The 14,062-nt window shown below is 63.2% G+C and carries 13 protein-coding genes and 1 pseudogene; 5 read left to right on the top strand and 9 right to left on the bottom strand.

Annotated elements, in window-relative coordinates; genetic code table 11:
• Positions 1–13 precede the first annotated feature (13 nt).
• A complete protein-coding gene (locus tag AX729_RS33705) occupies positions 14–1,756 on the bottom strand; it encodes a fumarate reductase/succinate dehydrogenase flavoprotein subunit (protein WP_061028611.1) in 1,743 nt (580 codons plus the stop codon).
• A 101-nt stretch (positions 1,757–1,857) separates the two neighbouring features.
• Entirely contained in the window at positions 1,858–2,631 is a 774-nt protein-coding gene (locus AX729_RS33700) for a ferredoxin--NADP reductase (RefSeq protein ID WP_061028514.1), read from the bottom strand.
• Between the two features lie 205 nt (positions 2,632–2,836).
• Between AX729_RS33700 and AX729_RS33695 the strand changes: the two genes are divergently transcribed.
• The 5 genes from AX729_RS33695 (at position 2,837) to AX729_RS33675 (ending at position 7,529) form a co-directional block, all read left to right on the top strand.
• Positions 2,837–3,133, top strand: coding sequence for a gamma-butyrobetaine hydroxylase-like domain-containing protein (locus AX729_RS33695; RefSeq protein WP_061028609.1), 297 nt, complete (start codon positions 2,837–2,839; stop codon positions 3,131–3,133).
• Between the two features lie 248 nt (positions 3,134–3,381).
• Entirely contained in the window at positions 3,382–4,158 is a 777-nt protein-coding gene (locus tag AX729_RS33690; protein ID WP_061028512.1) for a Crp/Fnr family transcriptional regulator, read from the top strand.
• Between the two features lie 181 nt (positions 4,159–4,339).
• Positions 4,340–5,761, top strand: a complete 1,422-nt coding sequence (locus tag AX729_RS33685; RefSeq protein WP_061028510.1) for an ABC transporter substrate-binding protein — start codon at positions 4,340–4,342, stop codon at positions 5,759–5,761.
• Positions 5,758–6,660, top strand: coding sequence for an ABC transporter permease (locus AX729_RS33680; protein WP_156457341.1), 903 nt, complete (start codon positions 5,758–5,760; stop codon positions 6,658–6,660). Before AX729_RS33685 ends, AX729_RS33680 begins: the two co-directional genes overlap by 4 nt.
• Entirely contained in the window at positions 6,657–7,529 is an 873-nt protein-coding gene (locus AX729_RS33675; protein ID WP_061028608.1) for an ABC transporter ATP-binding protein, read from the top strand. Before AX729_RS33680 ends, AX729_RS33675 begins: the two co-directional genes overlap by 4 nt.
• 139 nt (positions 7,530–7,668) lie before the next feature.
• On the opposite strand, the gene AX729_RS33670 is transcribed toward AX729_RS33675, so the two are convergent.
• From AX729_RS33670 to AX729_RS33640, 7 genes and pseudogenes are all read right to left on the bottom strand, one after another.
• Positions 7,669–8,727: a YeiH family protein gene (locus AX729_RS33670; RefSeq protein ID WP_061028509.1), complete on the bottom strand. Its 1,059-nt coding sequence runs from the start codon at positions 8,725–8,727 to the stop codon at positions 7,669–7,671.
• Positions 8,728–8,838: 111 nt separating this feature from the next.
• Positions 8,839–9,057 (bottom strand): hypothetical protein, encoded by a 219-nt coding sequence (locus tag AX729_RS33665; protein ID WP_061028507.1) that lies wholly within the window; start codon positions 9,055–9,057, stop codon positions 8,839–8,841.
• Between the two features lie 164 nt (positions 9,058–9,221).
• A complete protein-coding gene (locus AX729_RS33660) occupies positions 9,222–9,935 on the bottom strand; it encodes an ABC transporter ATP-binding protein (RefSeq protein ID WP_061028505.1) in 714 nt (237 codons plus the stop codon).
• Positions 9,932–10,687, bottom strand: a complete 756-nt coding sequence (locus tag AX729_RS33655) for an ABC transporter ATP-binding protein (protein ID WP_061028503.1) — start codon at positions 10,685–10,687, stop codon at positions 9,932–9,934. The genes AX729_RS33660 and AX729_RS33655 overlap by 4 nt, the downstream gene beginning before the upstream one ends.
• Before the next feature lie 2 nt (positions 10,688–10,689).
• Positions 10,690–11,709: a branched-chain amino acid ABC transporter permease gene (locus AX729_RS33650; RefSeq protein WP_061028501.1), complete on the bottom strand. Its 1,020-nt coding sequence runs from the start codon at positions 11,707–11,709 to the stop codon at positions 10,690–10,692.
• Positions 11,706–12,558, bottom strand: a pseudogene (locus AX729_RS33645) (branched-chain amino acid ABC transporter permease). Before AX729_RS33645 ends, AX729_RS33650 begins: the two are co-directional and overlap by 4 nt.
• Before the next feature lie 87 nt (positions 12,559–12,645).
• Positions 12,646–13,905: an ABC transporter substrate-binding protein gene (locus AX729_RS33640; protein ID WP_061028498.1), complete on the bottom strand. Its 1,260-nt coding sequence runs from the start codon at positions 13,903–13,905 to the stop codon at positions 12,646–12,648.
• Positions 13,906–14,062 lie beyond the last annotated feature (157 nt).

The following is a 14,062-nucleotide window of genomic DNA, read 5'->3' as shown; positions in this document are numbered from 1 at the left end:
ATGTTCTGCTGTATCAGGCGGTGGCGCGGATGCGCTGCTTGTCGTAGAGATCCTTCTCGTCGTCCGCGATCGGCACGACATAGGGCTCGACCGCCCGCTTCTCGCTGGTCATCTTGCCGTCCCGCTTGGAGAGCAGCGTGTGGCAGAACCAGTTCTCGTTGTCCTTCTCCGGGAAATCCGTGCGCCAGTGGTAGAGACCCCAGCGGCTCTCCTCGCGGTAGAGCGAGGCATGCGCTGCCATGTCGGCGCAGTCCATGATCGACTGCACCTCGAGCGCGCGCAGCAGCTCATGCGCGTTGCGTGCGATCATGCGCTCCTGCATGTCCTCCCGCGCTTCGGCCAGGCGCCGCATGCCAAGCTCATATTTGCGCGTGACCTTCGGCGGCTGGAGATAGTCGTTGACGAGGCGGCGCGTCTTGTACTCGATCTGGTTCGGCGGGATGCCGTCCTCGCGCCGCGTCGGCGCCATCACGCGGTCGCGCTCGATCGCGACGTCCGCGGCATCGAATTCCGCAAAGTCGTGGCTGTCGGCGAACTCCATGGCGTCGATGCCGGCGACCGCTCCGTTGGTGAAGGCGCCGAGCATGTAGTTGTGCGGCACGCTCGCCATGTCGCCGGCGGCATAGAGGCCCGGCACGGTGGTGCGCGCGTTGTCGTCGACGAACACACCGGAGGCGCTGTGGCCGGAGCAGAAGCCGATCTCGGAGATGTGCATCTCGATCGACTCGCTGCGGTAGTCGACGCCGCGCCCCTGCTGAAACAGGCCGCGGGTGGGACGCTCGACCTTGTGCAACGTCGATTCGATTTCCGAGATCGTGTCCGGGTGCAGATGCTTGAGCTGGAGGAACACCGGGCCCTTGCCGGACAACAGCTCGTTGTAGAACTCCAGCATCATCTGGCCGGACCAGTAGTCGCATTCGATGAAGCGCGAACCTTCGTTGTTGGCGGTATAGGCGCCGAATGGACCTGCGACATAAGCGCAGGCCGGGCCGTTATAGTCCTTGATCAGCGGATTGATCTGGAAGCATTCGAGGTTCGCGAGCGCCGCTCCGGCATGATACGCCATCGCATAGCCGTCGCCGGAATTGGCGGCGTTCTCATAGGTGCCGAACATGTAGCCGGACGTCGGCAGGCCCAGCCGGCCGGCGGCGCCCATGCAGAGGATGACGGCCTTGGCCTTGATCACCAGCATTTCGGCCGTACGCGTGTTGACGGAGATCGCACCGGCGATACGGCCGTCGGCGGATTTGAGCAGACGCGTCGCCATGTAGCGATTGGAGATCAGGATGCGGGCGCGGCGGAGCTGGCGGTAGAGCGCCTTCTTTACGGTCTCGCCGTTCGGCATCGGCAGAACGTAGGTGCCGATGTGGTGCACCTTCTTGACGGCGTAGTCGCCGTTCTCGTTCTTCAGGAAGCGGATGCCGAAGCTGTCCAGTTCCTCGATGATCTTGTAGCAGTTCTGGGCGTATTTGTAGACCGCCTTCTGGTCGACGATGCCGTCGTTGGCGATGGTGATTTCCTTGGTGTACTGCTCGGGCGTCGCGTAGCCGGGGATGACGGCGTTGTTCAGGCCGTCCATGCCCATCGAGATCGCGCCGGATCGCTTGACGTTGGCCTTTTCGAGCAGGACGACGTTGGCCTTCGGATTCTTCAGCTTCGCTTTCAACGCGGCCATCGGGCCGGCGGTGCCGCCACCGATCACCAGCACATCGCAGGAAACCTCCGAAAGTCCGTCGACGATCTCATCTAGTGCCATCGCTTGCTCCTGGTTCGCCGGTTGCGGCGCCTTTGCATCAGATTTGTTCAAGGCGCATCCGGGCGATAGCAATTAGTTGTCGCCGGGATGCGATTTGGCCCTCAGCGCTCGACAAAGGCCTTTTCGATCACGAAATGCCCGGGTTGGCTGTGATTGCCCTCGACGAAGCCGCGCTCGGAGAACATCGTGTGGAGTTCCTCCAGCATCGCCGGGCTTCCGCACAGCATGATGCGGTCGGTCGCGATATCGAGCCCGGGCTGGCCGATGTCGTCAAAGAGCTGGTTGGAGGCGATCAGATCGGTGATCCGGCCGCGGTTGCGGAACGGCTCGCGGGTCACCGTCGGGTAATAGACGAGCTTGTCGCGGATCAACGGTCCGAAGAATTCGTGATCGCGCAGGCCTTCGACGAGGTGCTCGCCATAGGCGAGCTCGGAGACCTGGCGGCAGCCATGGGCGAGCACGATGGTTTCGTAGTTCTCATAGACGTCGGGGTCCTTGATCAGGCTGGCGAACGGAGCGAGTCCCGTGCCGGTCGAGAGCAGCAGCAGCCGCTTTCCCGGAATGAGATTGCCGGTGATGAGAGTGCCCGTCGCCTTGCGGCCGACCAGGATGACATCGCCTTCCCTGATCCTCTGGAGACGCGAGGTCAGCGGACCGTCCTGCACCTTGATCGAGAAGAACTCCAGCGCTTCCTCGTGATTGGCGCTCGCCATGCTGTAGGCCCGCATCAACGGCTTGCCCTCGACCTCGAGCCCGATCATCGCGAATTGGCCGTTCTGGAAACGGAAGCCGGGATCGCGCGTCGCAGTGAAGCTGAACAGGGACTCGGTCCAGTGGCGGACCGACAGGACCGTTTCCTTTTGAAATGCGCTCATGGTCTCTCCTTGGCCGTCGATGGCGCAGAAAGTCTCGGAGAGAGACGACTCCGCAATTCGGAAGTGGAGTTCCCGGTCGATTAGTTTCACATTTCGCAGGCGGTGATTGAAGCGAAGGCACGCGGTCATGTCCGCGCCGGCAATTAGTTGCTATTCACACGTGCCCGCGCCGAATTAGATCGACGTCGGAGGGTTCGTCATGACCATGACCTTGGTGGCACCGACCGTCGCCGACTATGAACCAAGCGCCGACCTCGCTTCGCTCCTCGTCCGCACCACGCGGGACGACGCGCTCACCCTGCCGGCCGAGACACTTCGCCTCTCCTGCAAATGCGCCCATTGCACGCGCGCCCGTTTCGACGGCCGCTTCCCCGAGCGCTTTCCTGGCATCGCGATCACCGAAATCGGCGATCTCGGCTACGGGCTGAACATCTCGTTTTCAGATGGGCATAACCGGGGGATTTACCCCAAGCCGTATCTGCTAAGCCTCGCGGGACGTTAAGCAGACGCAGCCTTGAATCGGGACCACAGCGGCGACAAACGCCGCTGTCGTTCCGAGCAATCCAGCAGGCCGCAGCCTCTCCGTATCTCATTGACGTCTCTCGAATACTGGATCGCCCGCTTTCGCGGGCAATGACCGCTGTATGAGGGGTGACGGTGCGCCACAGGCCGCCCGGCAGCTGCGCTTTCCACCCTCATCTGGCATGGACATTGCTCCTCTTTAGAACGGTTTGAACGTTCCGGAGGCAGATGATGTTGCAGGCCGCCAATGTGGTTCGCGGGACTCTTCCCCCGGCAGTCCGGCCCGCCGGCAGTTCCTCGCTGCTGCTCACCGAGAACCAGCGATGGATCGGCGGACCGCCACCGCTGATGGACAAGCTGTCACCGCGCGAGCGGGAGGCGGTGCTGAAGCAGGGGCGGCGCAAGGTGCTCAACCGCGGCCAGACGCTGTTCAGCCAGGGCGGCAAGCACGACGGCATCTGGCTGATCGAAAGCGGACGGATCCGGGTGTTTTACACGTCTCCGCTGGGCCGCGAGATCACGCTGGCCTATTGGCATGTCGGCAATTTCGTCGGCGGCCCTGAAGTGTTCGAAGGCACCGTGCACCAATGGTCCGGCGTCGCATCCAGCAATTGCAGCGTCGTGCACCTGCCGGGAAAGGAGCTGCGGTCCCTTGCCACCGAGATCCCGAACCTTGCCATCGGCCTCATCGAAGGCCTGACCTTCAAAGGCAAATGCTATTCGGCGCTCGCCCAGATGCTGGGAACGCGTTCGATCACGCAGCGGCTCGCGCACCTGCTGTTGCATCTCGTCGAGCTCTACGGCGTCGACGACCCCGACGGCACGGTGATCGCCGCGGCCTTCACGCATGCCGACATCGCTCACATGGTCGGCGCGACCAGGCAATGGGTTACGATCAGCCTGAAGCGCATGCAGGAGAAGGGAATCGTGCAGACCAAGCGCTCGCAGATCGTAGTCTGCCGGCCCGACGTGCTCGAGGAGATGCGCGGACACGCATCTGACTGAGAGAGTTTGCGACCAGCCCCGATGCACAGACAAGCGGCTTTATAGTGCAGGACTGCCCAAGGAGTATGCAATCAGTTTTTCCCGGCAACTAATCGACTGCGGTCATCATTCCGGATTTGCCCTGTCCGAGCCCTCACCCAATCATGGCAACCACAGCACATCCAACCGAATGAGGATGAGAATGGTCCGCCATCTTTCCACGCTCTCGATCGCGATGTCGGTGACGTCGCTGACGCTTCTGATTGCGCAGTCGGCCTCGGCGGAAACCGTGACGCTCGGAATCGGAACGCAGGACACCACGACCAACACGGTGACCGCCGGCGTCGTCATCCGGCAGTTGAAGCTGCTTGAAAAATTCCTGCCGAAGGACGGCAAATACGCCAACATCAAGTTCGAGCTCGAGTGGCAGAACTTCACCTCAGGTCCGCCCGTCACCAACGCGATGATGGCGAACAAGCTCCAGATCGGCATGATGGGCGACTATCCGCTGATCGTGAACGGCTTCACCTTCGAGAGCAATCCGGAGAGCAAGAGCCGCCTGATCGGAATTGCCGCCTACAGCCTGTCCGGCTCCGGCAACGGCATGGTCGTTCACAAGGATTCGCCCTACTACGATCTCGCCGATCTCAAGGGCAAGCTCGTCAGCGTCCCCTTCGGCTCTGCCGCGCACGGCATGGTGCTGAAGGCGATGCAGGACCGCGGCTATCCATCCGACTTCTTCCAGCTGGTAAGCCAGAGCCCGGAGGTCGGCTCGACCAATCTCCAGGAGAAGAAGATCGACGCCCATGCCGACTTCGTTCCCTTTGCAGAACTGCTGCCGTTCCGCGGCTTCGCCCGCAAGATCTTCGACGGCGTCGAGACCAATCTGCCGACCTTCCACGGCATCGTCGTCCGCACCGATTTCGCCGAAAAGTATCCCGAGGTCGTCGTCGCCTACTTCAAGGCGTTGATCGCCGCCAACCAGTGGCTGCGCGACGATCCCAAGCTTGCCGCGGAAAAGATCCAGGAATGGACCGGCATCAACAAGGAGGTCGTCTACATCTTCCTCGGACCCGGCGGCAACATGACGACCGACCCGACGATCAAGCCCGCGCTGATCGACGCGGCCACGACTGACGTCAAGGTGCTGCAGAATCTCGGCCGCATGAAGGAGTTCGATCCAAAGAAGTGGGTCGACGACAGCTACATCCGCAAGGCCTATGCCGAGATGAAGCTCGATTACGACGCGCAGCTTGCGAGCACCAAGAACTACGAGATCTCCGGCGAGGACTCATTCTGCAAGAAGCCGATCGCGGATCCGCGGAAGGCCGGCGAGGTCTGGGTCGACGGGGCCGGCATCCTGCCGTTCTCGTCCGCCGCCTGCACGCTGGGTGCCTATGCCGACTTCAAGGCCAAGGGCAAGAAGATCAACGTCGCCTATGTCTTCGATACCACGCGCGGCATCAAGCTGTTCGCGGACCAGGCCTTCTTCGCGGTCGGCAATGGTGATGTCGCCCCGTTCCTGCTGAAGAAGGACGCGGAGGCCCATGCGGCCAAGATCAGCGGCAAGGTGCTCGGCTTCGACGAAGCAGTGAAGGCGGCTGTCAGCGGGGGCAGGACGTGAGCAGTCCCGCCATCCTCAGACATCCCGAGGACAACATGCCGGCAATCGCAGAGGCGGGCCCCGTGCCCGCCATCACGCCGCCCGCAACGCCCCCTTCCCCCGGCACGCTCGCTCTGCGCTGGTACCGGCTCAACCAGGGCCGGCTGCGCGCGACCGCGATCGGCATCATCTCGCTGCTCGCCTTCCTGCTGGTCTGGCACCTGCTCACGAGCTATCGCGTCGTGTTCTTCGTCCGCTTCACCAACGTGCCCTCGCCGCTCGCGGTCTATGCCAGCTTCACCAAGGCGATGCACGACCCCAAATTCCTGATGCACATCGCGCTGAGCTGCCGACGCATCTTCATCGGCTTTTCTCTGGCGGCGATCATCGGGGTGCCGCTCGGCCTGATCATGGGCCGCTTCAAGCTGGTGCATCAGGTGATCTTCCCCGTGGCCGAAGTGCTGCGGCCGATTCCGGCGATTGCCTGGGTCCCGATGGCGATCATGCTGTGGCCGACCAACGAACAGAGCATCGTCTTCATCACCTTCCTCGGCTCGTTCTTCCCGATCCTGGTCAATACGCTGCACGGCATGTCGCTGGTCGATCCCGTGCTGGTGCGAGCTGCGCAGTGTCTCGGGGCGCGGGAGCGCTCGATCTTCCGCGAGGTGTATTTTCCGGCCTCGCTGCCGCACGTCTTCACCGGTCTCACAGTCGGGATGGGCGTCGCCTGGGTGTCGCTGATCGCGGCCGAGATGATCTCCGGGCAGTACGGCATCGGCTATTTCACCTGGGAGGCCTATTCGTTGGTCCAGTATGCCGACATTGCGCTTGGCATGATCGCCATCGGCGTGCTCGGCCTCGGATCGAGCCTGCTCATCAGGGGCGTGGGACAGTTGGCGATGCCGTGGAGATCGACATGAGCGAGATGCTTGCGAACACTTCCAAGGGCCATATCGAGGTCAAGAACTTCTCCCTCGCCTATGAGACCATCGAGGGACCGGTTCAGGCCGTCACCGAGACGCAGATTCATGTCAAGCCCGGCGAGTTCGTCTCGATCGTCGGCCCCTCCGGCTGCGGAAAATCGACGCTGCTGAACGCGGTTGCGGGCTTCCTCAAGCCGACAACCGGCATCGTCACCGTGGACGGTGAGCGCGTGAACGGTCCCAGCGCCGAACGCGGCATGGTGTTCCAGCAATATTCGCTGTTTCCCTGGAAGACGGTGCGGGAGAACGTCGAGTTCGGCCTCAAGATGCGCGGCATGCCGCGCTCGCAGCGCGAGCGCGCCGCGCGCACCCTGCTGGGACTCGCGGGCCTCGAGGCGTTCGAGAAGCACTATCCGGAAAAGCTCTCCGGCGGCATGAAGCAACGCGTCGGCATCGTCCGCGCGCTCGCGACAGGTCCCAAGGTGCTGCTGCTCGACGAGCCCTTCGGCGCGCTGGACGCGCAGACGCGGGTCATCATGCAGCAGATCCTCACAAACATGTGGCAGCGGTTGAAAATCTCGGTGCTGTTCGTCACCCACGACATCGACGAGGCGATCTTCCTCTCCGATCGCGTCTACTGCATGACCGCGCGCCCCGGCTCGATCAAGGCGGAGATCCCGATTCCGCTGGAGCGGCCGCGGCAGCAATCGATGATGATGTCGTCGGAATTCCTGGCGCTACGCCGCGGGCTGATGTCGCTGATCCGCGAGGAAAGCCTGAAGGCGATGGGCGGCGAGATCACCGACATGGGCATGCAGGGACTGAACATCGAGCTGCACGGGCACTCGTTGGCGGATGTGATTTGATAAACCGTGCCTCATTGAGATGACGATCTCGTAGGGTGGGCAAGGCGGAGCGTGCCCACCAACCATGGATGCATGTCGAACGAAGCGGTGGGCACGGCGCTTTCGCGCCTTTGCTTGCCCTACGGCAGTCTCGCCCTCTTCACTTGAACCATTGCACCAGCGCGATGCTGATGCCGAGCAGCAGCAGCAGCGACAGAGTCACGGCTGCCGTCACCCGCCCACCGACATTGGCGAGCACGCGGACGTCGACGCCGAGACCCAGCGCCGCCATCGAGACCACGGTGAGAAAGCCGGTGATCTTCGTGACCGGACCGACCACCGTGGCCGGCACGATCTCCAGTGAACGGAGGGTTGCGAGCGCGAGGAAGCCGAGGATGAACCAGGGGACGAGGCGGAAGAAGCCGACATTGGTCTTCTTGGGGTCGCTCTGCCAGCGCGAAGCGACCAGAGAGAGGCAGACGACGACCGGGCCGAGCATCAGCACACGCATCAATTTCACGAGCGTGCCGATCTGGGTCGAGACGAGGCCGGCCGGCACCGTGGCCGCCAGCACCTGCGGCACCGCGTAGACGGTGAGGCCCGCGAGGATGCCGTATTGCGTGGCCGACAATTGCAGCAGCGGGATCAGGAGCGGCAGCCCAAGCACCATCATCACGCCGAGGATCGCGGTGAAGGATATCGACGACGCGATCTCGTCGTTGTTCGCGCCAATGATGGGCGCCACGGCCGCGATCGCCGAATTGCCGCAGATCGAGTTGCCGCAGGCGATCAGGATCGACAGCCGCGTCGACAGCCCGAGCAGCCGGCCCAGGCCGAAGGAGACGCAGAGCGCGATCACCACGACGGCCGCAATCGAGGCGAGGAGCGCGATGCCCGAGGCCGCGATCGCGGCGAAACTGATCGAAGCACCCAACAGCATGACCGCGACTTCGAGGAGCTGTTTAGCGCTGAAAGCAATGCCGGCCTGCCAGCGCGGCGCCGGTTTCCAGAAACTCCGCAGGGCCATGCCAAGCAGAATCGCCATGACCAGCGCCTCGACATAGGGATGCTCGAACATGCCCAATTCCGCCCGTTCGAGCAGGGCCGAGACTCCAGCGACAGCAACGCAAAGGAGAATGCCGGGAATCAACGCCGCAATCCGGCTCGCGGCGGTAGCCGGCTTGGTCTCGGCCGGGGTGGATGCTTGATTCTGCGACACAAATCTCTCCCAGAGGAGAAAGATTTATACGCAGCGGACTTCCGTTGGGGAATAAGTTTTCGACATATCAGGCCCGAGGGATGTTCTATCCTCAGCCTGGAATAATCAGCCTCAGAAGATCAGGCTCTTGGCGAGCGAGGCGACGCGGCTGAAGCCGTCATAGACGCCGGGCTCGAAGAAGGCGGCACGGGCCAGCACGATACCCGCAACCAGCGACCAGAACAGGCCGGTGCCGACCCGCAGCAGAAGCTTCGACGTACGCGACCGCGGCTGGGTGTCCGTCGCGGACACCAGCTGCTCGCCGAAAGGTTCAAATCCGGTCCGTTCCATGGCTCTGCCAATCCATCAAATTCTGATGGGAATGTCGTCGTTTCGGCCCCAAACGGCAATGGAAGCGATTGGCCTTTTTGTCCCTCCGAAGGAAAACTCCTTCCGCTGGACCAGCGCAGAACGATGGTTTTCTTCTTCCGGCCTATTCTGACACCGGCACCTGCCTACAGGGCCAGATAGCGGCGGCGGATCGCCTCGTTGGCCTTCAACTCGTCGATTCCGGCGGCGTAGACGATCTGGCCCTTGTCGATGACGGTCGCATGGCTCGCCAATCCCAGGCAGAAATGCATGTTCTGCTCGGCGATCAGCACGGTCGATCCGAGCGAACGGAGCTGTCGCAGGAGCTCGCCGATCCGCTGCACGATGATCGGTGCGAGTCCCTCGCTCGGCTCATCCAGCAGCAGCAGCGCCGGATTGCCCATCAGCGTGCGCGCGATCGCAAGCATTTGCTGCTCGCCGCCCGAGAGGCGCCCGGCGATGCGGTGGCGCAGTGGCTCCAGCAGCGGAAAGACGTCGTAGATGCGCTTGATCGGCCATTCGTCCTGCCCCTCCGGCCCGCGTTTCCGGCCGATGACGAGATTGTCCTCCACCGTGTGCTCGGGAAAGATCTGGCGGTCCTCCGGCACGAAGCCGAGGCCGGCGCGTGCGATGGTGTGCGGCTTAAGACCGGAGATTACGGTCCCGCGCAGGCTCACCCTGCCCCGCCGCGGCGGCGCCAGCCCCATGATCGCCTTCATCGTCGTCGACTTGCCGGCGCCATTGCGGCCGAGCAGCGCCATGGTCTCTCCCTGCCGCACAGACAGACCAACGCCGAACAGGATCTGGCTGGTGCCGTAGTAGACGTCGAGATCGGCAACTTCGATGACGGCGGTGCTCATGCGGAGGCTCCCGCATGCTCAGTGCCGAGATAGGCATCGATCACGGCGCTGTTGTTGCGGATCTCGTCGGGCGTGCCGGTCGCGAGGATGCGGCCGTAGCACAGCACGACGATTTTCGGCGCGATCTTGAACACGATGTCCATGTCGTGCTCGATGAAGACGACCGTGATCTTCTGGATCTCCCAGAGCTCGCGCACCTTGTCGATCATGCGCCAGCGCTCTTCCGGACCCATGCCTGCAGTCGGCTCGTCAAGGAGCAGCACCTTTGGTTCGAGCACAAGAGCCAGCGCAATGTCGAGCAGCTTCTGGTCGCCATGCGACAGCGTCGCCGCCGTGCGATGACGCTTGCTCGCCAAACCCAGCAGCTCCATCACATGCTCGGCGCGGTCACGCGTCTCGGGCAAGGGAAAGCGCTTGTGCAGCACCGCAGAGGTGCGCTGGTCGGCGCTGACGGCGGCGAGCATGGTCTCCTCTACCGTCAGCGAGTTGAAGATACTCGCGACCTGGAAGGCGCGGCCGATACCGTGGCGCACGATCTCGGGCGGCGAGCGGCCGGCGAGATCGACGCCGTCGAGCAGAACCTGGCCGGAATCCGGCTTCAAGGCGCCGGTGATCAGGTTGAAGAACGTGCTCTTGCCGGCGCCATTCGGGCCGATCACCGCGGTGAGCGAGCCGTCGGGAAAATCGAGCGAAACGTCGTTGGTCGCCTTCACGCCGCCGAACGATTTTGCGAGATTGCGGATCTCAAGCATCGCTAGCGCCCCTTGCCTGAATCGCGCCGGTCCCAAAGCCATTCGGCGACGAAATCGAGCAGGCCTTTGCGCAGGCCGAGGGCAAAGAACAGGATGACGACCCCAAGCACGATGCCGTGATACTCGGTGAACCGCGTCACAGTATCGTTGAGCAGCAACAGCAGCACAGTGCCGACCATCGGGCCGAGGAACGTCGAGACGCCGCCGAGCATGTTGATGAAGATGCCCTCGCCCGAGATCGTCCAGTAGGCGAACTCCGGATAGGCGCCGGAGACGAAAAGCGCCATCACCATGCCGCCCATCGAGGCAAACAGCGCGGCCAGCACGAACACTGTGAGCTTTGCGCGCCAGACGTCGATGCCGAGGAAGCTCGCGCGCGCGGCGTTGTCGCGGATCATGCGCAGCGTGTAGCCGAACGGCGATTGCGCGATCTGGCGCATCGCAAGCAGGCCAAGGATGAGCAGCGCGCAACTCGTGACATAGAGATGGACGTGATTGGACAGATCAATGCCGAAGAAAGCCGGTCGCGGAATGCCGCCGCGCAGGCCCTGATCGCCGCCAGTGAACGAAGCCCAGGACAATATGGTCGAGTGGATCAGCATCTGGAAGGCGAGCGTGACGAAGGCGAAATAGATCTCCTTCAGCCGCACGCAGATCGCGCCGATGATCGCGGCGATCACCGCGGTGATGGCGAGCGTCGCGACGAAGGCCAGGGGAATCGGCACGGCGAGCTTCTGCATGATCAGGCCGAAGCTGTAGGCGCCAAGGCCGAAGAACATGCCGTGACCGAACGAGGTCAGGCCGGTATAGCCGACCAGCAGATTGAGCGAGGTCGCGAACAGGCCATAGGCCGAGCAGCGGATGACGAAATCGAGCAGCGCCTTGCTGCCGGTGAACAGCGGCAGGCTGGCCAACACGGCAAAGGCGATCAGTGCGATCAGCACGTCGCGATAACGTTGCAGCGCTACACCGCTCCGCGCCGGCGCCAATCGCTCGGCGCGTCCGGCCTCCAGCTCGGTCATGCCGCCTCCTTGCCGAACAGGCCGGTAGGTTTAGAAACCAGCACGATAACCATGAACAGATACATCAGCCCTTCCGTGAACAGGGGAAAGCCGAGCGAGCCGAACGAGCGGATCAGGCCCAGCAGCAGCGCGCCGATCAGCGCACCCAGAATGGAGCCCATGCCACCGATCACGGTGACGATGAAGGACTCGATCAGCACCGGCAAGCCCCGCCAGCATGCCGCCGAGCGCGAACACGCCGCCATAGATCAGGCCGGTGTTGATGCCGAGCGCCGACACCATGCCGGGATTGTGCGCGGCCGCGCGGATCACCTTGCCGATCCGGCTGCGCGACAGTCCGATGCCGAGCACGATGGCGGCAACAAGCGCGACGCCGATCAGCAGCAGATAATATGGCGGCACCACGCCGCCGGCGATGAACAGCGGCATTACCTGGAAGGCCGCCGGCATGCCCATCGCCTTGAACTCGGGCCCCCAGATGATGCGCACGACATCGTCGAAGATCAGCACGAAGGCGTAACAGACGAGGAGCTGCATCAAGACGTCGGCGCCGTAGACGCGGCTCATGAAGACGCGCTCGAAGATCAGGCCGAGAACCGCGGTGCCGGCCGCGCCCGCGAGCATCGCCAGCGCAAAACTGCCGGTGAGCTGATAGGCCGTCATCGCGAAATAGGCGCCGAACATGTAGAAGGCGCCGTGGCTGAAATTGACCACCTTGAGCACGCCGAAGATCAACGTAAGCCCGACCGCGACCAGGAACAGCAGCATGCCGATGATGAGGCCGCTGGTGGTTTGCGTCACAAGGCACGCGGAACTGGAGAGACAGCCGGCAAGCGCATCGAGATCCACGGGAGCACTTTCATTGCAGCGCGCCGGGTGTGGCGCGGAAAGCGAAACGACGGCGGAGACGGTCGCCCGTCCCCGCCGCTTGCGCGATCAGGTATAGCCCTTGCTCTTCTTCCACTCGGCTTCGAGCTCGAAGATGGTCTTCCAGTCGCCGGCCTTGACCTCGGGCACGTACGGCTCCTGCGGGATCGTCGTGCCCCAGCCGATGGCGTAGCCGACGAGGGTGTGATCGTCGCCGCGCATGGTCACGGTGCCGTCGGCACCGAACGGGCACTTGATGGTGAGGCCCTTCAGGGCTTCGGCGATCTTCTTGCCGTCGGCGGAGTTCGCCTTCTTCGCGGCCTCGGCGAGGAACATCACCGCAGTCGCGTTCTGCCACGACCAGTTGGTCGGATACTCGTTGTACTTGGCCCTGTAGGCATCGCCCCAAGCGGCGTTCTCCGGCGTGGTCGGGAAGGTCTTGATGTAGCGGTTGCCGGAGTGGATGCCCTTGGGCAGGTTCTTCACCACGGTGAGCGCGGTGTAGTCGGCCATGTTGACCGCGAACACCTCCATCTGGCTGAACATCGCGTAGATGTTCGCCTGGTCGATGTAGGAGGTGAGATCACCGCCCCACAGGCATGAGTACAACGCCTGCGGCTTCGCCTGGAGTATCTTCGTCACCACTTCGGTGTAATCGGGCTGGAACAGCTTTGGCCAGGACTCGCTGATGATCTCGACATCAGGCGCAAAGCGCTTCAGGTACAGCGTGAACTCACCGGTGGTGTCCCGGCCGTAGGCGTAGTCCGGCGAGCACGTCGCCCATTTCTTCAGGCCCTTGGCTTTCGCGATCGACGCGGCATAGCTGCCGCCGACGATGGAATCGTGGATGCCCTGGCGCACGCAGCGGAATGCGTTCGGGATATGCTGCTTCGGATCGGCGGTCAGCGAGGACGCTTCCGAGCAGGTGTGGATGCAGAGCACGCCGAGATCACGCGCCACCTCGTGCACGGCGAACGATCCTGAGGACGCCTCGCCGTCGAGCAGCAGTTCGCAGCCGTCGGTGTTGACCAGCTCGCGCGCGACGCGGGCGGCTTCCTGCGGCTGGCCCTTGGAGTCGCGGATCACCATCTCGATCTGCCGACCGGCGAGGCCGCCGGCGGCGTTGACCTTCTCGACCTCGAGCATCACCGCATTGCGCGAGGACGTGCCGAGCTGCGCGACACGGCCCGACAGGATCGTCGGCATTCCGATCTTGATCGTCTTGGCTTGCGCTCGCGCCACCCATGGCGCGGCAACACTCATCGCACCGGCGCCCATCAGCGCCAGCGTTGAACGGCGGCTGATGCCCGGCCTGCGGGTTCTCGTCATTTTCCCCTCCCTCTTTCGGGTCGGCGTTTCCTGGTCCCTTGCCGGAGATCGTCTCGTCTCCGTGTTTCCCAAGGATTTCAGAGGTAGGGGGGTGACGTCAAGCCAAAGATGAATTACGAGTCAGAATTCATCGAAGTGGGACGCGAGAGCCCGCGAG

It is taken from the genome of Bradyrhizobium sp. CCH5-F6, from assembly GCF_001556045.1.
GTDB lineage: Bacteria > Pseudomonadota > Alphaproteobacteria > Rhizobiales > Xanthobacteraceae > Bradyrhizobium.
Note: the sequence above shows the minus strand (reverse complement) of the source record. Positions and strands in the feature narration are given on the sequence as shown.